This window comes from Limnohabitans sp. Jir61, assembly GCF_003063545.1.
Classification (GTDB): Bacteria; Pseudomonadota; Gammaproteobacteria; order Burkholderiales; family Burkholderiaceae_C; genus Limnohabitans.
This window is the reverse complement of record NZ_NESD01000003.1, coordinates 209,252-235,086: the sequence shown is the minus strand read 5'-3', so window position 1 is coordinate 235,086 and position 25,835 is coordinate 209,252. Positions and strand designations below refer to the sequence as shown.

The following is a 25,835-nucleotide window of genomic DNA, read 5'->3' as shown; positions in this document are numbered from 1 at the left end:
CTCTCTTTTGAATTTAAGTGTGGGATGTTTTAGGAACCAAATTGGCGCCCGTGATGCGCTCTTGCGCCTCCACCAGTGAAGGCACGAATTTCTTACCAAAGCCCAAGGCACTGGCCATGCTGAGTGACTGATGCACCGCCTCACCCATCAACGTGGGCACACCCATGCCTTCAGCCAAATGGGTGTAGTAGCGAATGTCTTTGCGAGCGTTGTCGAGCTCAAACATCAAGCCCGTCAAATCACCATCCAGTGTTTTGGCCATCGCTTGGAATAAACCAGAGTTCACTGGTCCAGCACCCACCAACGCGACCAACTGTTTGGGGTCTACGCCTGCGAGCTTGCCGACTGCAAATGCCTCGGCCGTGGCCGCGCAAATGGCTTGACCAATGAAGTTGTTCAAGAGCTTGATGCCGTGACCTGCACCTGGGCTACCAACGTGGAACACGTTTTCTGCACAGCACTTGAGAATGGGCTCAAGCTTGGCAAACATCTCAGGTGTAGCGCCCACCATGATGTTGAGCCGTCCCGCCTCGGCTTCAACAGCCGAGCGTGCCAAGGGTGCATCAACGAACGTGACGCCTTGGGCATGAGCCAACTCACGCAAATGGGTGGTGGATGCGGGTTCGCTAGTTGAGCAATCCACAATCACCAAGCCTGCTTTGGCGTGGGCCAGCAAACCATTCGGGCCAGTCACCACGGCTTCAACTTGGGGGGTGCCCGTGACGCAAATCATCACCACGTCACAACTCACGCCCAGATCAGCCACGCTGTTTTCAAGGGTGGCGCCCATGTCCAACAAGTCTTGTACACGCTCTCTGTTTTTGTGAACCGTGATGGAAACTTGCTGACCCTTGGCCAATAAATTTTTGGCCATGCCATGACCCATGAGGCCTGATGCGCCGATGTATCCGATTTTCATCGTTGTCTCCTGTTGGTTGAATTCACACTAAACATGGGCCGCTTGCAGTTGCGCTCGCGTGGGTAAGCCTTCGTTGTCGCCACGCACTTGCACAGCCTGCGCGCCCATCCAAGCTGCACGCACGACCGCTTGCTTCAAATTCAAGTTCTCTAACAAACCACTGATCACACCCACCGCAAACGCATCGCCTGCACCCACGGTGTCCACCACACGCGCAACGGGTGTGGCCGCTACATAACCTTGGCCATTCAGCCCATCAAAATAAGCGCCTTCGCGCCCGAGCTTGACCACCACCACAGACGCGCCTTCGTCGCGATAGAACTTGGCAATTGCCTCTGGCGTGTGTTGCCCCGTGAGCAAGCGTCCTTCATCCAAGCCGGGCAGCACCCAATCGGCACGAGCTGCCAGTGCATTCACGGTAGCTCGCATGTGGGCCTCATTGGCCCAAAGCGCAGGACGCAAATTGGGATCAAAGCTGATGGTTTTACCTTTGTCTCGCATGGCTTGCATGCAGACTTGTGTGAGTGCCAAGGTGCTCGTCGACACCGCGGGAAACACGCCCGTCACATGCAAGTGCCGGGCTTGGGTGAGCCAATCTATGTCGACATCGTTCGGCCCCATGCAACTGGCGGCTGAGTTATGGCGGTGGTATTCAATCGGCGGGTCTGTGCCATCGTCTACACGGCCTTTGTACATATAACCCGTGGCTTCACCCTGCGCCAACGTCACCCGCGTGCAGTCGATACCCTCGCGCACAAACGCATCGCGCAAGTAGTGCCCTTTGTCGTCATCGCCTAATCGGCTGGCCCACGCCACCCGCAACCCTAAGCGTGCCAAGCCCACCGCCACATTGGTTTCAGCCCCAGCGGTATACGACGTGAAACTGCGTACCGAGGCCAAAGGCCCGGGCTCGTTGGCAGCCAACAACACCAAGGCTTCGCCCACGGTGATCACGTCATGCATGACCTTTTGCGTCAGCCGCGACCAACGAAAGGCATCTTGTTGGCCATCACTGTGACAAACAAAATGTTGGAAGACAGGGGCAAGCTGGCCATGGTCATAAAGGTCTCGACCACTGAGCTCATGTCCATGCGCGCTTCTGGTTTGATCGAGCCATCGGCTTGGTGCACACCGTTGACCATCTTCAGTGTCATGTCGCTGGCCACATTGCCAATGTCAATCTGGCCCACGGCAATGTCAAAGCCTCGGCCATCCAAATTGGCAGCGCGCGTCAAGCCGCTGATGGCGTGCTTGGTGGCGGTGTAGGCAATCGAGCCTGGGCGCGGCGCATGCGCAGAGATGGAGCCGTTATTGATGATGCGGCCACCCTGAGGCGACTGGGTTTGCATTTGCTTGAACGCATGCGACAAGCAATAGAACGCGCCGTTCAAGTTCACATCCACAGCTTGCTTCCAAGTGTCTGCAGCCATGTCGCCAGGCAGGGTGTAGGGGATCGAAATGCCTGCATTGTTGAACAACAAATCCACGCGACCAAATTTGGCCACCACGGTGCTGAACAGCGCAGCCACTTCTTCGTCTTTCGACACATCGGTAGGGACGGCCAAGGCGTGTGCGCTGTGCTCACCTGCTTCTGCAATGGCGGCATGCAACGCATCTGCACGGCGGCCCACCAACGCCACGTGCCAACCCGCTTTGAGCAAGGCCAACGCACATGCTTTGCCAATACCCGAACTTGCGCCGGTGACGACTGCTACTTTTGTCATTTGAGTTCTTTCTTAATGGTTGTCTTTGGGCACCGCAGAGCCGCGCATGCCACGCAAAAAGTCTAAATCAGCGCCTTCATCCGCTTGCAGCACATGGTCAATATAGAGCTTCCAATAACCACTATTCATGGCGGGTTCAGGCGGCTGCCATGCAGCACGGCGCTTGGCCAGTTCGGCATCGTCCACATGCAAGTGCAAGCTGCGCTTGGGCACATCCAGTGTGATGAGGTCACCGTTTTGCACCAAGGCCAAGGTGCCGCCGGCGGCTGCTTCGGGTGCCGTGTGTAGCACCACCGTGCCATAGGCAGTCCCGCTCATGCGTGCGTCGCTGATGCGCACCATGTCGGTGATGCCCTTGCGCAGCACCTTGGGCGGCAGGGGCATATTGCCCACCTCAGCCATACCTGGGTAACCCTTGGGGCCACAGTTTTTCAACACCAAGATACAGGTTTCATCCACATCCAAGTTTTCATCGTCGATGCGTGCATGAAAGTCATTGCTGTCTTCGAACACCACAGCACGGCCTGTGTGCGTCATCAACTCGGGCGTGGCCGCGCTGGGTTTGATGACGGCACCGCGGGGTGCCAAATTGCCACGCAACACGGCGATGCCTGCTTTGTCTTTGAATGGCTTGTCAAACGGCTTGATGACGTCTTCGTTGTAGTTTTGAGCGACTGCCACGTTTTCGCCCACGGTTTTGCCATTGGCTGTCACCACGTCGGTATGCAACAGATGCGCGATCTCTTTCATCACAGCTGGCAGGCCACCGGCGTAGCAAAAATCTTCCATCAAGTATTGGCCCGAAGGCTGCAAATTGACCAAGCATGGCAACTCGCTGGCCAAGCGATCAAAGTCATCGATGCTCAATGGCACGCCTAAGCGTCCAGCAATGGCTACCAAATGAATCACCGCATTTGTGCTGCCACCAATCGCTGCCAAGGTGCGAATGGCATTCTCGAACGCCTCACGCGTCAAAATCTGAGAAATCTTGATGTCGTCTTTGACCATTTGCACAATGCGTCGGCCTGCGTCTCGTGCCAATACATTACGGCGACCATCAACTGCTGGATAGGCTGCATTACCAGGCAAGCCAATACCCAGCGCTTCCACCATACTGGCCATCGTGCTGGCAGTGCCCATCGTCATGCAATGGCCATGACTGCGGTGCATGCAGCTTTCCGCTTCGAAGAAATCTTGCAGCTTCAAAGTGCCTGCGCGCACTTGCTCGCTCATGCTCCACACGCCCGTGCCAGAGCCGAGTTCTTGACCACGCCATTTGCCGTTGAGCATTGGGCCGCCACTCACGCCAATCGTGGGCAAGTTCACGCTTGAAGCACCCATCAACAAACTGGGGGTGGTTTTGTCGCAACCCATCAGCAACACCACACCATCGATCGGGTTGCCACGAATGCTCTCTTCCACATCCATCGACGCGAGGTTGCGATACAACATGGCTGTCGGGCGCAACAAGGTCTCGCCCAAGGACATGACGGGGAATTCCAAAGGAAAGCCACCCGCCTCGTACACACCAATCTTCACTTGCTCAGCGAGCGTGCGGAAATGTGAGTTGCAGGGTGTGAGTTCACTGAAGGTGTTGCAAATACCGATGACGGGGCGACCATCGAATTGGTCATGCGGTACGCCTTTGCCTTTGACCCAACTACGGTATGCAAAACCATCGCGATCTTGACGACCAAACCATTGTTGACTGCGTAAATCTTCGGGTCTTTTTTTAGGCTGGTCCGTCATGTTTTGTCTCGCTGTTACTGGTTTCCCCGAGTTAGCTCTCAGGCTTAGCGAGCATATTATGGTATGACGATTGAATCTCAACCCCGTGAAAGCCCTAGGAGCCTACCTTGTCCCACATTGACGTGTTGTCTGTCACCAAACTCTCGCCACTGCTTGAGCCCCAACTGCGCGCTGTTTTCAATTTGCACGACCGTGTGCACGAAACCGATCCCGCCGCCTTCGCCAAAATTGCACCCAGCATTCGCGGCATTGCAGCCAGTGGCGAATCCAAAGTACCCGCCAGTCTGATTGCGCAATTGCCAGCACTGGAAATCATTTCCGTCTTCGGCGTGGGCTACGACGGCGTAGATGTGGCGGCCGCCAAGGCCCGCAATGTCATGGTCACGCACACACCAAATGTGCTCAACGACGATGTGGCTGACTTAGCCATCGGCCTCATGCTGGCCGCTGCGCGCCAACTGCCTGCGGCAGATCGCTATGTCAAAGAAGGGCAATGGCCCAACGGCCCCATGCCATTGGCGCGCAAGGTCTCGGGCGCACGACTGGGCATCGTGGGCATGGGCCGCATTGGGCAAGCCATCGCACAGCGAGGCTTGGCGTTCAATATGTCCATCGCCTACACCGCACGCAGCGCCAAGGCCGACATCCCGTATCAATATTTCCCCAACCCCACCGCCCTGGCTGCAGAGTGCGATTACTTGGTGGTCATCACACCTGGGGGCGCTGCCACTCGCAAGCTCATCAATGCAGAAGTGTTGCAAGCCTTGGGCACCAAAGGTATTTTGGTCAACGTGGCGCGAGGTTCAGTGGTGGATGAAGCTGCATTGATTGAGGCGCTACAAAACGGCGTGATTGGTGGTGCAGGCTTGGATGTGTTTGAGTCAGAACCCCATGTGCCCGAAGCGCTGCGTGCTTTCCCACATGTGGTGCTGGCGCCGCATATTGGCAGCGCCACCAGCCAAACGCGCCAAGCCATGGCTGACTTGGCATTTAACAACCTGAAGTCCCATTTTGAAGGCCATGCGGTATACACGCCTGTGCCTGAATGCGCACACAAGGGTTAACCCAAAACATGCGGGTAAATCCGCATTTTTGGATCATCCAATCATCATACGATAGCACCAAGGTCATACGAACCTTGTCCTAAAAACTCAGGAGACAAACGATGAAATTGAAAACTTGGCTGACAGGCGCAATGGTCGCTGCAGGCTTGGTGACGGCCGTTGGCCCAGCCATGGCTCAAGAGAAATTGACGGTTTGGTGGGTGAAAGGCTTCTACAAAGCGGAAGACGACGCTTTGTTCGTGGCCATCAAAAAGTTTGAAGAGAAAAACAAGGGCATCAAGATCGAACTCTCGCAGTACCCGATCCAAGACATGATTCCCAAAACCGTGGCTGCGCTGGACTCAGGCAACCCACCTGATGTGGCCTACGCAGACGTATACGACTTCCAAGTGACCGCGAAATGGGCCTACGACGGCAAGCTCGAAGATGTGTCGAGCATCCTCGACAAAATCACCAACAAGTTCGAGCCTAACGCGCTGTCGACCACCTTCTTGTACAACAACCAAACCAAGACGCGTGCTTACTATGCTTACCCCATCAAGCAGCAGACCATGCACATTGAGTATTGGAAAGACATGCTGGCCGATGCAGGCTACAAAGAGAGCGACATCCCCACCGACTGGAAAGGTTACTGGGACTTCTGGTGCTCCAAAGTACAAACGGGCTACCGCCAAAAAACAGGCAAGCGCGCATTTGGCACAGGCTTCCCAATGGGCGTGGACTCGAGTGACTCGTTCTTCTCGTTCCTCACCTTCATGGATGCATACAACGTGAAGCTGGTCAGCGACTCTGGCAAGCTGTTGGTCGATGATCCTTCAGTTCGCGCAGGCTTGATCAATGCCTTGAACGACTACACCGCGGTGTACGGCAAGGGTTGCACACCACCGTCCTCCACCAGCTGGAAAGATCCGGACAACAACGTGGCGTTCCACAACAAGACCACCGTCTTGACCCACAACGCCACTATTTCTATCGCTGCCAAGTGGTTGGACGATATGAACAATGAGGCATTGACGGCCGATCAACGGGCGATTGCGAAAAAGAACTACACCGAACTGATTGCCACCTCTGGTTTCCCAATGAAACCCGATGGCACAAAGATGGTGTATCGCAGCGCTGTGAAGACTGGCGTGATCTTCAAGGACGCTAAGCACAAAGATGCGGCCAAGAAGTTTGTGGCATTTTTGCTGGATGAGTCCAACTTGACACCGTATGTTGAAGGCTCATTGGGTCGTTGGTTCCCTGTGACCAAAGCAGCGCAGCAACGTCCGTTCTGGAAAGCAGACCCACATCGTTTGGCCGTGTACAACCAGTACATGTCTGGGACTGTGCCGTTTGAGTTCACCAAGAACTACAAGTTCACCGTACTCAACAACGAGAACGTGTGGGCCAAAGCGATGAACCGCATCATCAACGAGAAAGTACCGACTGAAAAAGCTGTGGACGAGATGATCGCCCGCATCAAGGAAGTCGCTGGCAACTAAGCGCCGCACACGGTGACTTGGCCATCCAGGTCACCGTGTTTTTTCCCTACGTGTTATTTGTTTAAAACGGGTCGGTCTTGCGCAAGCGAGACATGCCCTTAGGCTTCTGTCGCCCATGAATACCCAAGCTGTTCACCCACTCACACCGCCGACGGCTCGATTGAGCACGTGGGAATTCTGGGGTCGCCTGATGGTGGCGCCCTACATCGCGGTGTTCTTTATTTTTGTGCTCTACCCCGTGTGCTACGGCCTGTGGTTAGCACGTCATCCACAAAGCTATGTGGACTTGTTCAACGACCCCATTTTCTTTCGCAGTGCTGTTAACACCTTGGTGTTTTTAGTCGTCGCCATCAACATCAAGATGGTGGTGGCCCTGGCGCTGTCTGGCTTTTTTGTGCTGGAGCGCTGGTGGGTCAAGATTGTGGCCGCCTTGTTCATCTTGCCATGGGCGGTGCCGTCGATTCCGACCATCTTGTCGGTGCGCTTCATGCTCAATCCTGAGTGGGGCATCATCAACAGCGCCATCTTCCGCTGGACAGGACTAGACGGCCCCAACTGGTTGAACGACCCCACCTTGGCGCTGAGCTTTTCCATGCTCATGCACATTTGGAAATCGCTGCCGTTTTGGACCCTGATCTTGGTGGCAGCACGTTTGGCCATTCCTACGGAGCAATACGAAGCTGCTTCGGTAGACGGCGCCACACGCTGGCAAAAGTTCAAGTTCATCACATGGCCATCCATGCGCTCGCTCTACCTCACCTCCACCATCTTGTCGATGATTTGGACCTTGGGTGACTTCAACAGCGTGTACCTGCTCACAGGCGGTGGACCTGCTGACATGACGCACGTATTGGCCACCTTGGGCATTCGCTACCTGCGCTTGGACCAAGTGGACTTAGCCATGGCCTCCATCGTCGTCGCACTGCCGTTTGTGTTGCCCCTGGTTTACTTCATGATGAAGAGGCTGTCGAAATGAGTTTGAAAAAAATCGCTGCAGAAGCCAAGCTGCTTTTGATTGGCATTCCCGTTTTGCTATGGACCTTGTTTCCGGTCTACCACATGATCTTGTTTGCCATCTCGCCCCGCGACACGGCAACCTCGGGGGCCTTGTGGCCAGAACATCCCACGCTGCAGAACTTCGAAATTGTCTTCAAGAGACAGCACTTCTACTTGGACCACTTTTGGGCACAACTGGGTAATTCGTTCATCATTGCGCTGACAGTGGGTGCGCTGACTTTGTTGGTGGCCACCACCTCGGCCTTTGCCATCAGTCGTCTGAAAATTCGTGGCGGGCAAACGGTGATGAACTTGGCCTTGTTCACCTACTTCATCCCTGCCGCATTCTTGGCCGTACCCATGTACAAAACCATGGGCTTGTATGGCTTGCTGAACAACCAATGGTCCTTGATCTTGGCCATGGTGACCATCGCTTCGCCTTATTGCATTTGGGTACTCAAACAAGCCAGCGACAAACTGCCTTACGAATTGGACGAAGCCGCACGCATTGATGGTGCAACACCCTTGCAGTTGTTCTGGATGGTTTACTTGCCCTTGATGGTCCCATCGCTGGTCGCCGTTGGCACCTATGCCTTGCTACTGGCTTGGAACGAATACCTCTATGCGTTCTTGCTGTTGTCCAACGACCAAGACGTGACGCTGGCGGTGGCCTTGGGCAACTTCTTGTCGGCTGACGATTCCCCATGGGAGTTGCTCATGGCCACGGGTTTGATTTACGCCCTGCCACCCGCTGCAATTTATTACACATTCAAACGTTACATGGTGTCTGGCCTGACCGCCGGCGCAGTCAAGAGCTAAGGAAGAAAAAAGATGGCATCCGTTTCATTCAATAACGTTCAAAAAACATACGGCAACCACGTCAAGGTCATCCACGGCATCACCTTTGAAATTCAAAACGGCGAGTTCGTGGTGCTGGTCGGGCCTTCGGGTTGTGGCAAGTCCACGCTATTGCGCATGCTGGCTGGTTTAGAAGAAATTTCAGGCGGCGAGATCAGCATTGACCACACCGTCATCAACGACCTGGAGTCCAAAGACCGCGACATCGCAATGGTGTTCCAAAGCTACGCGCTGTATCCACATATGACGGTGCGCGAGAACATGGCCTTCTCATTGCGTTTGCGCAAAGCCGATGCCAAGACCACTGAAGAGCGCGTGGCGCACGCCGCCAGCATCTTGAACTTGGGCGCATTGCTGGACCGCTATCCTCGCGAGCTGTCGGGCGGTCAACGTCAACGTGTGGCGATGGGCCGCGCGATTGTGCGTGACCCCAAAGTGTTCTTGTTTGACGAACCCTTGTCTAACCTTGACGCCAAGCTGCGCGTGGCGATGCGTGCCGAAATCAAAGCGCTGCACCAACGCCTCAAAACGACCACTGTGTATGTGACGCACGACCAAATCGAAGCCATGACCATGGCTGATCGCATTGTGGTGATGCACGATGGCATCGTCGAACAAATCGGCACTCCGCTTGAATTGTTTGACCACCCCGGTAATTTATTTGTGGCGCAGTTCATCGGCTCTCCTGCGATGAACGTGTTCAAAGGCACCGTCCATCAAGGCAGCGTCTCTGCACTGGGCGCGCAGTGGCCTTTGCCACCCGATGTGACGCAAGTGGCCGATGGCACCAGCGTGCATTACGGCATACGCCCTGGCGACTTGGAGTTGGCCGACAGCGGCATTGCGGCTCAAGTGGTCGTGGTCGAGCCCACAGGCGCTGAGACCGAGTTGCTGCTGCAAGTGGGTGAACAAAAATTCGTCTTGGTCATGCACGGACGCACGCAAGTGCAGCCCAATGACACGGTGTATCTGAAATTTGATGCTGCCAAAGCCCACGTGTTTGACGGCACCACCGAGCAACGCCTCTGACCATGACACCTCCTCGCCTCATCATCATGGGTGTGAGCGGTTGCGGCAAAAGCACCGTAGGCCAGCGCTTGGCGCAGCGCCTTGGTGTGGCCTTCTTAGAAGGTGATGACCTGCACCCGCCACGCAACGTTGCCCTGATGGCGGCGGGCACACCCCTGACAGATGCAGACCGCGCAGATTGGCTCGATGCCATTGCAGCTCGGCTATCGGGTCTGGGCGCGGATGAGGGCTTGGTTGTATCTTGCTCGGCACTCAAACACATGTACCGCGAACGCTTACGTGCAGCCACCGCCGATGTGCGCTTTGTCCACTTGCATGGTGACCCCACCTTGTTGGCCTCACGTTTGAACCAACGCCAAGGCCACTACATGCCGCCCACATTGCTGGCCAGCCAGCTCAATACTTTAGAAATTCCTAGCCCCGACGAGGCTGTGCTCAGCCTTGACATTGCTCAGCCAGCTGACCATTTGGTGGCCCAGATTGAACAACAGTTGCATTTGAACCCCGCATGATCACCGCACAAACATTTCGCCTTGATGGCCGCGTGGCCTTTGTCACCGGATCCTCTGCTGGCATTGGCTTAGGGCTCGCACGAGGTTTGGCACAAGCCGGCGCAAGCTTGGTCTTGAACGGCCGCGACGATGCCAAGCTGCAAGCCACCGCCAAAACCTTACGCACTGAAGGATTCGACGTCCACACCCGCGCCTTTGATGTGACCGACGCAGACGCCGTCAAAGCCAACGTGGATGGCATTGAGCATGAGATTGGTCCGATCGACATCTTGATCAACAACGCAGGCATCCAACGCCGCGCGCCTTTGCATGAGTTCTCGCACCAAGACTGGCATGACTTGATGCAAACCAACTTGGACAGTGTGTTCTTCGTGGGCCAAGCGGTGGCGCAGCACATGATCAAACGTCACAAAGGCCGCATCATCAACATCTGTTCGGTGCAAAGCGAATTGGGTCGCCCTGGCATTTCGCCCTACATGGCCAGCAAAGGCGCACTCAAGATGTTGACCAAAGGCATGGCGATTGACTGGGGCCCACTTGGCCTGAACGTCAACGGCATTGGCCCTGGGTATTTCAAAACTGAATTGAATGAAAAGCTGGTGAATGACGTGACCTTCAGTGCTTGGCTGACCAACAGAACACCGAGCCGCCGCTGGGGAGACGTGGAAGAGTTGGCAGGTGCTGCCGTGTTCTTGGCCAGTGATGCCTCAACTTTTGTGAACGGACACATTCTGTATGTGGACGGCGGCGTGACAGCGCAGCTGTAAAAGGATTGATATGAGTAAAGCCATTGTTTGCCACGCCCCCGAAGACCTACGCTTAGACACGTTTGAAACCGAAGCCTTGGGCTCACACCAGCTCGCAGTGCGTGTTGCCTATGGCGGCATATGCGGCTCCGATTTGCACTACTTCCGTCATGGCGGCTTTGGCACGGTTCGCATCAAAGAGCCGATGGTGTTGGGTCATGAAGTCTCTGGCATCGTCAGCGCCGTGGGGTCAGCGGTCACAGGTATTGCAGCAGGACAGCGCATTGCCATTTCGCCATCACGGCCATGCGGTCAATGTCAGTACTGCCAAAAAGGGCATCACAACCATTGCTTGGACATGCGCTTTTACGGCAGCGCCATGCGCTTTCCGCACATCCAAGGCGCGTTCCGCGAATCGTTGGTGATTGACGCCTCACAAGCGCACAAACTCAACGACACGCTGAGCTTGTCGTTAGCCGCTTTGGCCGAACCTTTGTCAGTGGGCTTGCATGCCATTCAACGTGCGGGCTCAGTGTTTGGCAAACAGGTGTTGGTCACTGGTTGTGGCCCGATTGGGGTGCTGCTCATTGCAGGCTTACGCCGCGCGGGTGCTGCGCGCATCGTGGCGGTGGACGTGGCCGATGCACCCCTGGTCTGCGCCCGTGCCATGGGCGCAGATGAAACCATCAACCTCAGCACCTCGCCCGACGGCTTGGCGCCCTTTGCTGCCAACAAAGGCGTCTTCGATGTGATGTTTGAAGCATCGGGCAATGACAAAGCGCTGCGTAGCGGATTAGATGTGGTGACACCACGCGGCGTCATTGTCAGCATCGGTTTGGGTGGCGACTCCACCTTGCCCTTGAACCAACTGGTGGGCAAAGAGTTGGAGCTGCGCGGCACCTTCCGCTTCCATGAAGAATTCGCTGTGGCGGTGCGTTTTTTGAACGAGGGTTTGATCGATGGTCGCCCTGTCATTTCACATGTGATTGACTTTGATCAAGCCACCCACGCCTTTGAGTTGGCTGGCGACAAAAGCCAAGCCATGAAGGTTCAAATCAACTTTGGCGCGGATAAAGTAAGTACATGACCACATTTCATAAAACCATTCTTTTCACCGACACCGACGGCTGTGCGCGCTTTCGCGAAGAACCCGTCGAGTTGACCGAAGGCAAGCCGCAAGCCCGCTTGTCGCAACTCATGACCAGCGGCGGCTACCAACTGCGTCACAGCCCGGTTGGATTTCGCAGCACCTTTCATTGCAGCGATCACGCGCAGTGGGTGTTCATCTTGAGCGGCCACATGGAGATTGGCTTGCAAGATGGCAGCTCTCGCGTATTCAGTCCAGGCGAACATTTTTATTCCACCGACTTGCTGCCAGCAGATGCCACCTTTGATGAGAAGGTCCATGGCCACTGGAGTCGTCAAGTGGGCAGCACGCCCTTGGTTACCTTGTTTGTGCGTGGGTAAAGATGGCCATAAAAAACATGCTCGGCCACACGCTCGACTTGTTGGGCGAGGCCATTGTGTCGGGGCACTATCCCCCCGGTAGCTCTATCCCGCCCGAAACAATTTTGTGTACCGAATATGGCGTGAGCCGCACGGTGATTCGCGAAGCCATCAAGTCCTTGGTGGCCAAAGGCTTGGTAAGTACCGGCCCCAAGGTAGGCACACGTGTGCTGCCCAACGAACAATGGAATTGGTTTGACCCCGACGTGGTGGCATGGCAATCCAAGATGGGTTTGACACGCGAATTTTTGCGCGATTTGCAAGACCTGCGCCGCGTAGTCGAACCCGCCGCCGTTCGCCTAGCCGCAGAACGCGCCACTGAACAAGACTTGGCCGACATTGAACAAGCCTATGCAGGCATGAAGCACGCCATTGAGTTTGGCGGCGACTACGTGACGCACGATTTGTTGTTTCACCAAGGCTTGCTGCGCGCCTGTCATAACCGCATGGTGGCGCAAATGAGTAAGGCCATTGGCGCTTTGCTTCGCACCAGCTTTGAGATCACCACCACCAAGCCAAACGGTCCCGCCATTTCATTGCCGCTGCACCGCGCGGTGCTCGATGCCGTGATTGCGCGCTCTCCCGATAAGGCCGAACGCGCGGTGCTCAAACTGATTGACAGCGCGCGCGATGACATTGAGATGGTGCTGGTGTCAAAGAAAAAACTGCCATCCCTGTCACACCCTGCGCCATCGTTGCGTGCCCCACGCGGTGCGCGCGCAACTTTGTGATTTCATACAAGGACTTCTAACATGCGTTTGCTCATCACTGGCGGTGCCGGTTTCATTGGATCTCGTTTGGCCCGCACCCTGTTGGCACGTGGGCAACTGCAAGGCCAAGCGATTGAGCAAATCATCTTGGCCGATCAATTTCCTGCTCCCGCTGACTTAGCCGCCGACCCACGTGTGTTGGTCAAGACTGGCCCATTGCTTGACCATTGCCAAGCCTTGGCACACGAAGCAGTAGATGGCGTGTTTCACCTCGCCTCAGCCGTATCTGGCGAATGCGAGGCTGATTTTGATTTGGGCTTGCGCTCCAACTTAGACAGCACACGCGCCTTGCTCGATGCCTTGCGTGCGCGCCACCAAGGTGGGGCAGCGCCTGCACGTTTGGTGTTCTCTAGCTCGGTGGCTGTGTTTGGTCCCGACGACGCAGTGCCAATGCCTGAGCGTGTGGCCGATGACACCTTGCCCACGCCGCAAACCTCGTATGGCATTCACAAACACATCTGCGAACATTTGGTGGCGGACTACACCCGCAAGGGCTACATCGATGGCCGAAGCGCCCGCTTGATGACCGTCACCGTACGCCCAGGCAAACCCAATGGTGCGGCTTCCGCTTTCTTCAGCGGCATCATTCGCGAACCCTTGGCGGGCGAGCCTTCGGTCTGCCCGGTGTCGTTGGATGTGTCGCACCCTGTGTCTTCACCCCGCGCGACGGTGGAAGGGCTGATAGCCATTTACGAATGCACCCGCGAAGCCTATGGCGGTCGCACCGCCATGAACTTGCCAGCGCTCAATGTGACGGTGAAAGACATGCTGGACGCTCTCGAACGTGTGGCTGGCCCTGCTGCCCGTGCGCGTGTGAGCTTTGAGCGCAACGACACCATTGCTGGCATCGTGTCTCGTTGGCCCAAAGGCGCCACCGCCAAACGCGCCAACCAACTTGGGCTACACGCAGAAAAATCATTTGACGACATCATTCGCCAATACATCGCTGACACCCAAGCATCCCCCCATGCAGCACTCGCTTTGAAAGGCTACACCCCATGAACCAAATCGATTTAAAAGGTCGCGTTGCCGTCGTCACAGGCGGGGCACAAGGCATTGGTTATGCCACTTCGCAGCGCTTGCTGAGTTCAGGTGCTGCTGTGGTGATGTGGGACATTGATGCTGCCAAATTAGATGAAGCCAAAGCATCGCTCAGCCAATACGGCTCTGTCAGTGGCTACGTGGTGGAACTCACCTCCGATGCCGCCGTGGCTGCCACCACTGCACAAACCATCAAAGACCTCGGACACATTGACATCTTGGTCAACAACGCTGGCATCACGGGTGGCAACGCCCCCACTTGGGAGCTAGACCCCGACGTATGGCGTCGCGTGTTTGAGGTCAATCTGATTGCGCCTTACCTCACCTGCCGCGCCGTCACACCGCACATGACGGCACGTGGCTGGGGCCGCATCATCAACGTCGCTTCGGTCGCCGGCAAAGAAGGCAACCCCAACGCCAGCCACTACAGCGCGTCTAAGGCGGGTGTGATTGCTCTCACCAAATCCCTCGCCAAAGAAGTGGCCACTAAAGGGGTGTTGGTCAATGCCGTGGCGCCTGCCGTGGCACGTACCGCCATGTTTGCGCAAATGACCGAGGCGCACATTGCCTACATGCTGGGCAAAATTCCAATGGGCCGCTTTGTAGAGGTGGAAGAAATTGCCGCCATGATCGCGTGGCTCTCGAGTGAAGACTGCTCATTCACTACCGGCTCGGTGTTTGACATCACCGGCGGGCGCTCTACGTACTAAGCAGCTGGGCTGCTACCAGCCCAGCGCCAAATGCAGCGGCAGGTACACCGCCATGCCGCCCAAAATAGTGAGCAACACATTGCGCTTGGCAAAGTAAATCGCCACGCCCGCAGCAGCTGCAAACAAACGGGCATCTTGCCAAGTAGTGATCAGTTCCCCTTGGCTCATCACAATCTCTGGCACCACCACCGCCGACAAAGCTGCGATGGGTGCGTATTGCAAACCCCGTTGTGCCCAATGCGGTAACTGCCAAGGCTTGCTAGAGATAAAGAAAAAACTGCGTGACACCACCGTCACCACGGCCAGCCCCACGATGACCCACAGTGTCCATGCATCCGTACCATTGAACATGTCGCTCATGCATGACCTCCGCTGGCAGGTGGAGGTTGGAAACGCTCAACCGTCAAACACAAGACCACCGCGATCGCAATGGCCACCACGATGTTGAGCTTGAGTGGCAAGGCATAGGCCATCACCGCTGCCACACCGGCCACCGCCGAAGCCACCATGCGCATGCGCGAACTGGCCAACGAGCACTGAATACCGAGCAAACACAAAATGCCTGCAAAACCCAAACCCCACGCAGGCGGAATGAAATTCGCCAGCGCAATGCCCACCAAGCTGGCCACCATCCAACTGCTCCAGTTCAAACAGTCACTGCCCGCCAAATAAGCCTCTTGCGCCAGCAGTTGCTCAGGCGTGTGGCCCGGCTGATGAAAGCGGCGGGTGAACAACACGTAGCTGATGTCTGCTGTCACATACGCGTGTGTCATGCGCTCCCAACGCGGCAAGTGAATGAGGTAAGGGCGCAAATGCAAACTGAACACCACAAAGCGCAGATTGACGCAAAAGCCCGTGGCCAAAATCACCCAAGCAGGTGCGCCCGCTACGATGAGTGGAATGGATGCCAACTGCGAACTACCGGCAAACACCAGCAGCGTCATGAAGAGCGACTCAAACACACTCATGCCTGACTTGACCATCGCCACGCCCGTCATCAAACCCCAAGCAGCAACACCTGGTGCCTGAGGCGCTAATTCAAGCAAGCCCAGTTTGAATTCAGGGTGTCGAAACAACTTCGGCTTGAAGAACATGAAGGTGGCCTAGTGCGATGTGTGGGCGTTAAAGCATTGGCCTGCCGCCAACGCAAAGCCACGCAAAAAGTCAGCCGCGTTCAAGCGCTTGCCGCCAGCGCGTTGCAGCTCGGTCACGCACAACACGCCTTGGCCACAGGCCACGCGCACGCCGTGCTCGTCTGCACTGATCACCGTGCCTGCTGGTTTGTTGTGTGCGGTGTTTTCTACTGTGGCACGCCACAGTTTGATGACGTCTGCACCCAGCTGCGCCGATGCGGCGGGGAAAGGGTTGAACGCACGCACGCGTCGGCCAATCGCATCCGCAGACTGTTGCCAGTCCACCGCGGCTTCGGCTTTTTCAATTTTTTGGGCGTAGGTAATGCCAGCTTCAGGCTGCTTCACAGGCTGCAACTTACCCGCTTGTGCATCAGCCAACGCACGCACCACCAATGCACCGCCCATGTCGGCCAAGCGGTCGTGCAGACTGGCGGTGGTATCGTCTGCGGCGATGTCGAGCACGTCGGTCAGCAGCATGTCGCCGGTGTCGAGGCCTGCGTCCATCTGCATGATGACCACGCCGGTTTGCGCGTCACCCGCTTCAATGGCGCGGTGAATGGGTGCTGCACCACGCCAGCGTGGCAAGAGCGACGCATGAATGTTCAGGCAGCCCAAGCGTGGCGCATCCAGCGTCCACTGCGGCAGGATGAGGCCGTAGGCCGCCACCACCATCACATCGGCTTTGGCTTCAGCAATGGCCGCTTGTGCAGCGGCTGCATCGTCTGGGTATTTGCCGTCTAAACGCAGGCTCAAAGGCTGTGCCACGGGGATGTTGTGTTGCACGGCCAGTTGTTTGACGGCCGAGGCTTGCAGCTTCATGCCACGACCAGCGGGGCGGTCGGGCTGAGTCAGCACCAAGGGCACGGTGTGGCCAGCGGCCAAAATTTTGGCCAAAGCCTCGGCCGCAAATTCGGGTGTGCCGGCAAAGATGACGCGCAACGAATCACTCATATTGGAAGACGCATTTATTCGTCATCGCGCAAAGCTTTGAGCAATTTGGTTTTGATGCGGTTGCGCTTCAAGGGCGAGAGGTATTCCACAAACACTTTGCCCAGCAAGTGGTCGAGCTCATGCTGAATACAAACAGCCAACAAACCAACGGCCTCGATGGTGCGCTCTTTGCCGTGCTCGTCGAGGGCTTTCACCTTCACATGCGTGGCGCGTTCCACGCCGTCGTAGATGCCGGGGACCGACAAGCAGCCTTCGTCGCCTTTGACGCGCTCGTCACCCATCCAAGTGATTTCGGGGTTGATGAGCACCATGGGCTCGTCGCGCTCTTCGGAGGTGTCAATCACCACCAAGCGCTCGTGCACATCCACTTGCGTGGCGGCCAAGCCGATGCCATTGGCGTCGTACATGGTTTCCAGCATGTCGGCAATCAGGGTCTTGATGCGCGCGTCAATTTCTTTGACGGGCTTGGCGACGGTGTGGAGCTTGGGGTCGGGGAATCGGAGGATGTCTAACTTGGGCATGGCTGTATTGTAAAAGGCAGGCCTAGAATGAACTCGATTAGGGTTGTTTCCCTGTGAGTTAGGAACTTATGAACATGACGCATTACATGGAACTGCTCGCGGTCAACCAACCGTGGAACCTGTTAATTTTTATGGCCATCCCCGTGGTACTGGCCGAGACACTGGCCATTACCGAGTTGTACTTGCTCTTCACCCGCAACTTCACGGGTTGGGTGCACAGCCTTAATCGTGCAGCGGGCATCACGGTGGGCATTTATTTTGTGGGCGTCATCGCTTACCTGATGAACACGGCCGTGCTGCCCATCACCCAAGCGGGCGAATGGCGCACCATCATTGATGTGATTGCCGTGGGTTGCTATTTGATTGGCGGTTTGCCACTCATCTACATCGCACTGCTAGAGCTGGGCTTGGTCAACGCAGGCGCATCAGCCGAGGACAAACGCAAAGTTCACGCCATTTGCGTGGCCTTGTTCTTGGTGTTTGGCCACATCGCCATGATTGCAGGCATGTTGGACCCATCACTGCTGGGCCCCGGCGCTGATGCGACCACCGAAATGCCGATGATGCACAACCACTAAACCCATCGTGGTCGCAAGCTGACCGCGAGTTTTTATGAATCAAATGTAAAAACTCGCCGGTCGGTTTGCGCATAGCGTTAAGCCCATCCACATGCAGGAGGGGCTGATGAACAAAGACGAGTTACGCGCATGGTTGCGCCTGAGCATGACAGATGGCGTGGGCAATGACGCAGCGCGCAAACTGCTGGGCTGCTTTGGCAGCCCGCAAGCTGTGTTTGAACAAACCGAAACTGCGTTGTGCCAAGTGGTCACACCCAAGCAAGCACAAGCATTGATGACGGTACCCAACGAACTGGCCGTGCAATGCGTGCGCACCCATCAGTGGCTGATGTACCAACCCGACACGCATAACCATGCATTGTGGACATTGGGCGACCCACACTACCCTGCCGAACTGCTGCAGCTGGCCGACCCACCATTGATGGTTTACGTGTCAGGCCAAACAGAGCGCACGCTGGGCAACGCCATCGCCATTGTGGGTAGCCGTAACCCCACGCCACAAGGCGCGCAAACGGCTGAGCAGTTTGGTGAATCACTCAGTGCCTCCGGCTTGTGTGTGGTGTCGGGCCTCGCACTAGGTGTGGATGGGGCCGCACACAAAGGTGCCTTGCGCGGTGGCACGGCAGCAGCGTACTGGCACACCGTGGCTGTGGTGGGCACAGGCCTAGACCGCGTATACCCCCGCCAGCACCAAACACTGGCGGGGCAAATTGAGCTGCACGGGTTGCTGATGAGTGAATACCACTTGGGTACTGCGCCACTCGCGCACCACTTTCCCAAGCGCAACCGCATCATCGCGGCGTTGGGCCTAGGCACGCTGGTGGTGGAGGCTGCGCTGAAATCGGGCTCGCTCATCACCGCCAAGATGGCGCTGGATTTGAACCGCGAGGTGCTGGCCATTCCGGGCTCAATACACGCCACGCAATCACACGGGTGCCATGCGCTGATTCGCCAAGGCGCAAAGTTGGTGGAAAACGCAAACGACGTGTTGGAAGAGTTGCAGCTTGCGCCGCAACAACAAGTCAACTTGTTTGCAGAAGCTTTGGACGGCGCAGATGATGTGGGCTCGTCAGCCGATGAACATCCGCTGCTCAAACACATGGGCTTTGTGCCTGTGAGTCTCGATGCATTGCAAGCCCGTTGCGGGCTAGACACCGCCAAGCTACAAGCGCAACTGCTCACGCTAGAACTGGATGGTGCTGTGGGCCGTTTACCCGGAGGGTTGTTTCAACGATTGACCTTGGTTTGATTAGGGGAGAACACCAATGCTTATGAAATTTGCACACGCAAAAAACATGTATATTGGCCCCATGTTTGAAGTGCTCGTATTCGTCTATGAAAACTATTGGCGAGGCGATGCGTGCCCTGAGCTGGAGCAGCTGGGCCGCAAACTGAACGCTGCTGGTTTTGAACTAGAAGACATCCAACAAGCTTTGTCGTGGCTCGACGAGCTGAACTTGGCTTCGCACAAAACCGAGCTGATCGACATCAGCCAAGCCAAGCGTGAACACCACACCGAATCAGCCCACAGCATGCGCGTTTACTCGGTGGCCGAGCAAGACCATTTGGGTAGCGCCTGCTTAGGCTTCATCAACTTTCTTGAGTCTGCCGATGTGCTGTCGCCTCACATGCGTGAAATCGTGCTGGACCGCGCCATGGCCATCCCCGGCCACCCCATGCATTTGGACGACCTCAAGATCATTGTGTTGATGGTCTACTGGAGCATCGGCTTAGAGCCCGATGCCCTGGTGCTCGATGAGCTGTGCGACGACGCAGACCGCGTCGCGCACTAACCAGCTTTCTACTGCTTAGCCCTTGCGGCCAAAGCGGTGCTCAATCTCTCCCACGATACCGCGACGGAAGACCAGCACGCACGTCACAAACGTGCAGCCCATGATGATCGTGACCCACGAGCCCAAGCTGGCCAAATAGTTCTCCATCGTGATGATGACGGCCGCGCCCACAGCAGGCCCAATGAGCGTACCTATGCCGCCCAGCAAAGTCATCAACACCACCTCACCCGACATTTGCCAACCCACGTCGGTGAGCGTGGCCAAGCCAAAGGCTATTGCTTTGGTCGCACCGGCCAAACCAGCCAATGCGGCTGACAACACAAAGGCCACCAGTTTGTAGTGATCCACGTTGTAGCCCAAAGACAACGCACGTTGCTCGTTCTCACGGATGGACTTCAACACTTGTCCGAATGGCGAATGCACCACGCGATAGATCAGCGCAAACGCCGCCACAAAGATGGCGAGCACCATGTAGTACATGGTGGTGTCGCTGCTCATGTCCAACACACCGAACAGCTTGCCGCGTGGGATGCTTTGAATACCGTCCTCGGCATAGGTGAACGGTGACTGCACGCAGATGAAGTAAATCATTTGCGCCAAAGCCAAGGTGACCATCGCAAAGTAAATGCCTTGGCGTCGCACAGCCAACCAACCTGTGAACAAGCCAATGCACGCCGCAGCCAACGTGCCAGCCAGCACAGCCACTTCAGGTGTTAAGCCCCACACCTTGGCGGCGTGTCCTGACACATAGGCGGCAAAGCCAAAAAACATGGCGTGGCCAAACGACAACAAGCCGGTGAAACCAATCAGCAAATTGAAAGCGCAGGCGAACAAGCCGAAGCACAACACCTTCATCAAGAACATGGGGTAGCCGACAAAGGGGGCTACCAACAAGGCGAGCAACAAGCTGCCATAAATCAAACGTTTGCTCATCACTTCTCCCGCCCGAACAAACCTGCTGGTCGGATCAACAACACAATCGCCATGATGACAAACACCACCGTGGTCGAAGCTTCTGGAAAGAACACCTTGGTCAATCCTTCAATCAGTCCCAATGCCAAACCCGTGATGATGGCGCCCAAGATCGAACCCATGCCGCCAATCACCACCACCGCAAACACCACGATGATGATGTTCGAACCCATCAATGGGCTCACTTGGTAAATCGGCGCGGCCATCACGCCCGCCAAACCAGCCAAGCCCACGCCAAAAGCGTAGGTGAGCGTGACCATCAAAGGCACGTTGATGCCAAAGGCTTTGACCATGTTGGGGTTTTCGGTGCCCGCGCGCAGGTAAGCGCCGAGCTTGGTTTTTTCAATCACAAACCATGTGGCAAAGCACAACACGATGGACACCACAATGACCCACACGCGGTACTTGGGCAGCATCATGAAGCCCAAGTCAAACACACCGCGGAACACCTCGGGTAATTCATAGGGCAAGCCCGATGAACCATAAAACTCTCGGAAGATGCCTTCCAAAATCAGCGCCAAGCCGAAGGTGAGTAACAAGCCATACAAATGGTCGAGTTGATGCAACCAACGCAGCATGGTTTTCTCAATCACCACACCAATCAAACCCACGCCAATGGGGGCAATGATCAAAGCCATCCAATAATTGATGCCTGCATAGTTGAGCAGCATCCACGCAAAAAAAGCGCCCGCCATGTAGAGCGCGCCATGCGCAAAGTTGACGATGTTGAGCATGCCGAAAATCACGGCCAAGCCCAGTGACAAGATGGCATAGAAAGAGCCATTCACCAAACCAAGCATGAGTTGCCCCATCAACGCTTGTATGGGTACGCCAAATATTTCAGTCATAAATCCGGTTCAATGAGACGGACCGCACATGCGGCCCGTCGTGTCAGCACATTACTTCTTCACAAACGCTGGGCAACGGCTTTGGGCCAAAGGCTGGAATGCCTCTTCGCCTTTGATCGTGCCCTTCAAGTTGTAGTAGTCCCATGCGCCTTTGGACTCAGAAGGCTTCTTCACTTGGAACAAGTACATGTCGTGCACCATGCGACCATCAGGACGCAGCTTGCCGTTCTTGGCAAACATGTCGTTGATCGGCGTCTCTTGCATCTTCTTCATCACGGCTGCGGTGTCATCCGTGCCTGCTGCTTGCACAGCCTTGAGGTAATGCATGGTCGATGAATAGACGGAAGCGTGGTTGGAGTTGGGCTTCTTCTTCATCTCAGCTTCGTACTTTTGTGACCAGGCGCGTGTCTCGGGGTTCAAGTCCCAATACCAGCCTTCGGTCAAATACAAGCCTTGTGCAGTGTTCAAGCCAATGGCGTGCACGTCGGTGATCAACATCAACAAGGCGGCCAAGTTTTGTTTCTTGGTCAAACCAAATTCAGCAGCAGCTTTGATGCTGTTCACAGTATCGCCACCAGCGTTAGCGAGGCCCACCACTTTGGCGCCTGAGCTTTGCGCTTGCAGCAAGAAGGAAGAGAAGTCACCGGTAGACAGTGGGTGACGCACAGCGCCTTTCACTGTGCCGCCTGCGGCCTTGACCACATCGCCTGTGTCTTTCTCTAACGAGTGACCAAACGCATAGTCAGCGGTCAAGAAGAACCAGCTGTCGCCGCCGTCTTTCACAATGGCTTTACCCACCACGTTGCTCAAAGCAATCGTGTCCATGAGGTAGTGAACGCCTGTGCCTGGTGCGCAGTCTTCGTTCGTCATACGTGCAGTTGCCGCGCCAGTGACGATGGTGATTTTATTTTTCTCTTTGCCCAAAGCTTGCACAGTCAGTGCCACAGCAGAGTTCAAGTTCTCCACGGTCATGTCCACGCCATCGCGGTCAAACCATTGCTGCGTCACGTTCTTGGCGATGTCGGGTTTGTTTTGGTGGTCAGCGTTGACCACTTCAATCGGCTTGCCAAACATCTTGCCGCCAAAGTCTTTCACCGCCATCTTGGCAGCAGCCACAGCGCCGGGGCCGCCGTAGTCGGCGTACACGCCTGACATGTCGGTCAACACACCGATCTTCACGCTATCGCCAGACAGCTTGCCTTGGGCCATAGCGCCGGTGGAAACACCTGCCAAAAATACCACCGTCGCTGCTGCGATGGCTGAGGTCACGAAAGTACGCTTCATAGTTTGCTCCTGTTGAAAAAGGGCTTAGACGCCCAGATACTCGTTCAGCATTTGCGCTTTGTTATCGAGCTCATTCTTGTGAACGGTGGCCACGAGCTGGCCATGTTCCATCACGTAGTGCCGATCTGCCAACGGTGCGGCAAAGCGGAAGTTTTGTTCGACCAACACAATGGTCAAGCCCTTGGCTTTGAGTTCGCGAATCACGCGGCCCAGTGTTTGCACAATCACAGGTGCAAGACCTTCGGTGATTTCGTCCAACAACAAAATGCGTGCGCCGGAGCGCAGGATGCGCGCCATGGCCAACATCTGTTGCTCGCCACCCGACAGGCGTGTACCTTGGCTGTGGCGACGCTCTTTGAGGTTGGGGAACATCTCGTAAATTTCTTCCACCGACATGCCGCCTGGACCCACCTTGGGTGGCAACATGAGGTTTTCTTCGCAGCTCAGCGTTGAAAAAATGCCGCGCTCTTCAGGGCAGTAGCCCAAACCCAAACGCGCGATTTGGTTGGTCTGCATGCCAATGGTTTCAACACCATCAATTTGCACAGAGCCTGTGCGACGACCGGTCAAACCCAAAATGGATTTGATGGTGGTCGAACGACCGGCACCATTACGACCCAGCAAAGTGACCAACTCGCCTTCGTGAATTTCAAAATTCACACCATGCAAGATGTGTGATTCACCGTACCAAGAATCCAGGCCGGCGACTTTCAAGAGGGGCTTGCTCATGCGGCCTCCTCAGCAGTGCCCACGTAGGCTTCGAGCACGCGCGGGTCTTTGGACACCTGCGCGTATGGACCTTCGGCCAACACCGAACCACGCGCCAGCACGGTGATCGTGTCGGACAAATCAGAAATCACATTCATGTTGTGCTCCACCATCAACACGGTGCGGTTGGCAGAGACTTTACGAATCAAGTCCACCACACGGCCCACGTCTTCGTGGCCCATGCCTTGGGTGGGTTCGTCCAGCAACATCAGCTCGGGGTCAAGCGCCAAAGTGGTAGCAATCTCCAACGCACGTTTGCGACCATAAGGCAACTCCACCGTTTGCGTTTGCGCAAAGCTGGCCAAGTCCACCTGCTCTAACAAGTGCATGGCCTGCTCGTTCAAGCTGTTGAGGCTGTCTTCTGATTTCCAAAAATGAAAGCTGGTGCCGAGCTTGCGCTGCAAACCGATGCGCACGTTTTCCAACACACTCAAGTGTGGAAACACGGCAGAAATTTGGAACGAACGCACCATGCCCATGCGCGCCACCTCGGCGGCTTTGAGCGCGGTGATGTCTTGGCCGTTGTAAAAAATCTGGCCTGAGCTCACGGGCAAAAACTTGGTGAGCAAGTTGAACACCGTGGTCTTGCCCGCGCCATTGGGGCCAATCAAAGCATGGATGGAGCCGCGCTTGATTTGCAGGTTCACGCCATCCACGGCAATGAAGCCTTTGAATTCGCGCGTGAGCTGCTTGGTTTCTAAGATAAAGTCGTTGCTTGTCAAACCTGTAGCCTCAGTGAGTGTCCGTCTGTCTAGGACGCGGATGCTAAGCACCGAACGCTTCAGTTGCAAAGGGGTAAACCCGTTTTCAAGTCACATGCAAGACAAAGCACTGGCGTTGCGGGCCTTGGCTGTCACATAGGCGAAAAAAAGCCGGTTCAAAAACCGGCTTTTCCTTATGAAGCTTAGGGGCTTAAACCACAGCGCCTGAGTTTTCATCATCCGGATCACCCACCACTTTGTTGGCGTTGTGCTTGATTAAGTCTTCGCGGCGAATGCCCAACCACATGGCGATGGCCGCAGCCACAAACACGGATGAGTAAATGCCAAAGCAAATGCCAATGGTCAGCGCCAGCGCAAAGTAGTGCAGGGTTGCGCCACCGAACAACAACATGGACAACACCATGAGCTGCGTGCAACCGTGGGTGATGATGGTGCGGCTGATGGTGGAGGTGATGGCGTTGTCGATGATCTCGACCGTGTCCATCTTGCGATAGCGGCGGAAGTTTTCGCGGATACGGTCAAAGATCACAACCGATTCGTTGACGGAGTAACCAAGCACCGCGAGCACCGCCGCCAACACGGGCAACGAGAACTCCCACTGGAAGAACGCGAAGAAGCCCAAGATGATGACCACGTCATGCAAGTTCGCAATGATGGCCGCCACGGCAAACTTCCACTCGAAGCGCATGGCCAAATAAATCATGATGCCCACCACCACAAAGGCCAAGGCTTTGAGGCCGTCAGCAGCCAGCTCATCGCCCACTTGCGGGCCGACAAACTCGGTGCGACGCAACTGCACATTGGCATCGGTGGTTTTAAGTGCGGTCAGTACTTGCTCGCTTTGTTGCGCAGAGCTTTGGCCTTTGACGGCAGGCATGCGAATCATCACATCGCGGGCCGTACCAAAGTTTTGCACTTGCACGTCGGACAAACCCAGCTTGGCGATTTGGTCGCGCACGGCATTCAGGTCTGCAGGCTGGCTGTAGCTGACTTCCATCAGCGTGCCGCCCGTGAACTCGACCGACAAATGCAAACCACGGCTGAACAAGAAGAACACCGCCGCCACAAACGTGATGAACGAGATGGCGTTGAACGCCACCGCATGCTTCATGAACGGGATGTCTTTTTTAATCTTAAAAAATTCCACGATGTATTCC

Annotated in this window: 29 protein-coding genes; 15 read left to right on the top strand and 14 right to left on the bottom strand. The window is 55.9% G+C overall.

Going from position 1 to position 25,835, the window contains the following annotated elements; all coding sequences use genetic code 11:
* Positions 1-13: 13 nt before the first annotated feature.
* Genes B9Z35_RS10940 through B9Z35_RS10925 form a run of 4 tightly spaced genes read right to left on the bottom strand, consistent with a single transcriptional unit; the run spans position 14 to position 4,392 of the window.
* Positions 14-919: an NAD(P)-dependent oxidoreductase gene (locus B9Z35_RS10940; RefSeq protein WP_108283730.1), complete on the bottom strand. Its 906-nt coding sequence runs from the start codon at positions 917-919 to the stop codon at positions 14-16.
* Positions 920-946: 27 nt separating this feature from the next.
* On the bottom strand, positions 947-1,882 hold the full coding sequence (locus B9Z35_RS10935; protein ID WP_108283729.1) for a sugar kinase: 936 nt from the start codon (positions 1,880-1,882) through the stop codon (positions 947-949).
* Between the two features lie 11 nt (positions 1,883-1,893).
* Complete coding sequence (locus B9Z35_RS10930) at positions 1,894-2,643, bottom strand: SDR family oxidoreductase (protein WP_108283728.1); 750 nt, start codon at positions 2,641-2,643, stop codon at positions 1,894-1,896.
* 12 nt (positions 2,644-2,655) lie between these two features.
* Positions 2,656-4,392 carry an IlvD/Edd family dehydratase gene (locus B9Z35_RS10925; protein WP_108283727.1) on the bottom strand — a complete coding sequence of 579 codons (1,737 nt, stop codon included), beginning with the start codon at positions 4,390-4,392 and terminating at the stop codon, positions 2,656-2,658.
* Between the two features lie 107 nt (positions 4,393-4,499).
* Here B9Z35_RS10925 and B9Z35_RS10920 point away from each other — a divergent pair, with 107 nt between their 5' ends.
* The 12 genes from B9Z35_RS10920 to B9Z35_RS10865 all read left to right on the top strand — a co-directional run bounded on the left by B9Z35_RS10920 (position 4,500) and on the right by B9Z35_RS10865 (position 15,108).
* Positions 4,500-5,456 (top strand): 2-hydroxyacid dehydrogenase, encoded by a 957-nt coding sequence (locus B9Z35_RS10920; protein WP_108283726.1) that lies wholly within the window; start codon positions 4,500-4,502, stop codon positions 5,454-5,456.
* A gap of 101 nt (positions 5,457-5,557) precedes the next feature.
* Positions 5,558-6,940, top strand: a complete 1,383-nt coding sequence (locus B9Z35_RS10915; RefSeq protein WP_108283725.1) for an ABC transporter substrate-binding protein — start codon at positions 5,558-5,560, stop codon at positions 6,938-6,940.
* A gap of 115 nt (positions 6,941-7,055) precedes the next feature.
* The gene (locus B9Z35_RS10910; protein WP_108283724.1) at positions 7,056-7,916 is read left to right on the top strand and encodes a carbohydrate ABC transporter permease; all 861 of its coding nucleotides are present in this window, start codon (positions 7,056-7,058) and stop codon (positions 7,914-7,916) included.
* On the top strand, positions 7,913-8,755 hold the full coding sequence (locus tag B9Z35_RS10905; protein ID WP_108283723.1) for a carbohydrate ABC transporter permease: 843 nt from the start codon (positions 7,913-7,915) through the stop codon (positions 8,753-8,755). The genes B9Z35_RS10910 and B9Z35_RS10905 overlap by 4 nt, the downstream gene beginning before the upstream one ends.
* 12 nt (positions 8,756-8,767) lie before the next feature.
* Complete coding sequence (locus tag B9Z35_RS10900; RefSeq protein ID WP_108283722.1) at positions 8,768-9,823, top strand: ABC transporter ATP-binding protein; 1,056 nt, start codon at positions 8,768-8,770, stop codon at positions 9,821-9,823.
* A 2-nt stretch (positions 9,824-9,825) separates the two neighbouring features.
* Positions 9,826-10,335, top strand: a complete 510-nt coding sequence (locus B9Z35_RS10895) for a gluconokinase (protein ID WP_108283721.1) — start codon at positions 9,826-9,828, stop codon at positions 10,333-10,335.
* Positions 10,332-11,102: a glucose 1-dehydrogenase gene (locus tag B9Z35_RS10890; protein WP_108283720.1), complete on the top strand. Its 771-nt coding sequence runs from the start codon at positions 10,332-10,334 to the stop codon at positions 11,100-11,102. The genes B9Z35_RS10895 and B9Z35_RS10890 overlap by 4 nt, the downstream gene beginning before the upstream one ends.
* Positions 11,103-11,112: 10 nt before the next feature.
* Entirely contained in the window at positions 11,113-12,168 is a 1,056-nt protein-coding gene (locus tag B9Z35_RS10885) for an L-idonate 5-dehydrogenase (protein ID WP_108283719.1), read from the top strand.
* Positions 12,165-12,548, top strand: coding sequence for a hypothetical protein (locus B9Z35_RS10880; RefSeq protein ID WP_108283718.1), 384 nt, complete (start codon positions 12,165-12,167; stop codon positions 12,546-12,548). The genes B9Z35_RS10885 and B9Z35_RS10880 overlap by 4 nt, the downstream gene beginning before the upstream one ends.
* Positions 12,549-12,550: 2 nt before the next feature.
* Entirely contained in the window at positions 12,551-13,318 is a 768-nt protein-coding gene (locus tag B9Z35_RS10875) for a FadR/GntR family transcriptional regulator (RefSeq protein WP_108283717.1), read from the top strand.
* Positions 13,319-13,339: 21 nt separating this feature from the next.
* Positions 13,340-14,359 carry a D-erythronate dehydrogenase gene (denD, locus tag B9Z35_RS10870; protein ID WP_108283716.1) on the top strand — a complete coding sequence of 340 codons (1,020 nt, stop codon included), beginning with the start codon at positions 13,340-13,342 and terminating at the stop codon, positions 14,357-14,359.
* Complete coding sequence (locus B9Z35_RS10865; protein ID WP_108283715.1) at positions 14,356-15,108, top strand: SDR family NAD(P)-dependent oxidoreductase; 753 nt, start codon at positions 14,356-14,358, stop codon at positions 15,106-15,108. Before denD ends, B9Z35_RS10865 begins: the two co-directional genes overlap by 4 nt.
* Positions 15,109-15,120: 12 nt before the next feature.
* Here B9Z35_RS10865 and B9Z35_RS10860 read toward each other — a convergent pair whose 3' ends face one another.
* Genes B9Z35_RS10860 through def form a run of 4 tightly spaced genes read right to left on the bottom strand, consistent with a single transcriptional unit; the run spans position 15,121 to position 17,713 of the window.
* On the bottom strand, positions 15,121-15,459 hold the full coding sequence (locus B9Z35_RS10860; protein ID WP_108283833.1) for an AzlD domain-containing protein: 339 nt from the start codon (positions 15,457-15,459) through the stop codon (positions 15,121-15,123).
* Positions 15,460-15,464: 5 nt separating this feature from the next.
* Complete coding sequence (locus B9Z35_RS10855; RefSeq protein WP_108283714.1) at positions 15,465-16,202, bottom strand: AzlC family ABC transporter permease; 738 nt, start codon at positions 16,200-16,202, stop codon at positions 15,465-15,467.
* 9 nt (positions 16,203-16,211) lie between these two features.
* Positions 16,212-17,180, bottom strand: coding sequence for a methionyl-tRNA formyltransferase (fmt, locus tag B9Z35_RS10850; protein ID WP_108283832.1), 969 nt, complete (start codon positions 17,178-17,180; stop codon positions 16,212-16,214).
* Between the two features lie 26 nt (positions 17,181-17,206).
* On the bottom strand, positions 17,207-17,713 hold the full coding sequence (def, locus tag B9Z35_RS10845; protein WP_108283713.1) for a peptide deformylase: 507 nt from the start codon (positions 17,711-17,713) through the stop codon (positions 17,207-17,209).
* A 74-nt stretch (positions 17,714-17,787) separates the two neighbouring features.
* On the opposite strand from def, the gene B9Z35_RS10840 reads away from it, so the two are divergent.
* The 3 genes from B9Z35_RS10840 (at position 17,788) to B9Z35_RS10830 (ending at position 20,084) form a co-directional block, all read left to right on the top strand.
* A complete protein-coding gene (locus B9Z35_RS10840; RefSeq protein WP_199219813.1) occupies positions 17,788-18,291 on the top strand; it encodes a DUF6803 family protein in 504 nt (167 codons plus the stop codon).
* Positions 18,292-18,397: 106 nt separating this feature from the next.
* Entirely contained in the window at positions 18,398-19,540 is a 1,143-nt protein-coding gene (gene dprA / locus B9Z35_RS10835) for a DNA-processing protein DprA (RefSeq protein ID WP_108283831.1), read from the top strand.
* A 61-nt stretch (positions 19,541-19,601) separates the two neighbouring features.
* Entirely contained in the window at positions 19,602-20,084 is a 483-nt protein-coding gene (locus tag B9Z35_RS10830; RefSeq protein WP_108283830.1) for a DUF494 domain-containing protein, read from the top strand.
* 15 nt (positions 20,085-20,099) lie between these two features.
* On the opposite strand, the gene B9Z35_RS10825 is transcribed toward B9Z35_RS10830, so the two are convergent.
* From B9Z35_RS10825 to secF, 6 genes are all read right to left on the bottom strand, one after another.
* Entirely contained in the window at positions 20,100-21,017 is a 918-nt protein-coding gene (locus B9Z35_RS10825) for a branched-chain amino acid ABC transporter permease (protein WP_108283711.1), read from the bottom strand.
* Positions 21,017-21,904 (bottom strand): branched-chain amino acid ABC transporter permease, encoded by an 888-nt coding sequence (locus B9Z35_RS10820; RefSeq protein WP_108283710.1) that lies wholly within the window; start codon positions 21,902-21,904, stop codon positions 21,017-21,019. Before B9Z35_RS10820 ends, B9Z35_RS10825 begins: the two co-directional genes overlap by 1 nt.
* A 51-nt stretch (positions 21,905-21,955) precedes the next feature.
* Positions 21,956-23,188, bottom strand: a complete 1,233-nt coding sequence (locus tag B9Z35_RS10815) for an ABC transporter substrate-binding protein (RefSeq protein WP_108283709.1) — start codon at positions 23,186-23,188, stop codon at positions 21,956-21,958.
* Positions 23,189-23,212: 24 nt separating this feature from the next.
* Complete coding sequence (locus tag B9Z35_RS10810; RefSeq protein ID WP_108283708.1) at positions 23,213-23,917, bottom strand: ABC transporter ATP-binding protein; 705 nt, start codon at positions 23,915-23,917, stop codon at positions 23,213-23,215.
* Entirely contained in the window at positions 23,914-24,678 is a 765-nt protein-coding gene (locus B9Z35_RS10805) for an ABC transporter ATP-binding protein (RefSeq protein ID WP_108283829.1), read from the bottom strand. The genes B9Z35_RS10810 and B9Z35_RS10805 overlap by 4 nt, the downstream gene beginning before the upstream one ends.
* Positions 24,679-24,868: 190 nt before the next feature.
* Positions 24,869-25,825, bottom strand: a complete 957-nt coding sequence (gene secF / locus B9Z35_RS10800) for a protein translocase subunit SecF (protein ID WP_108283707.1) — start codon at positions 25,823-25,825, stop codon at positions 24,869-24,871.
* Positions 25,826-25,835: the final 10 nt, after the last annotated feature.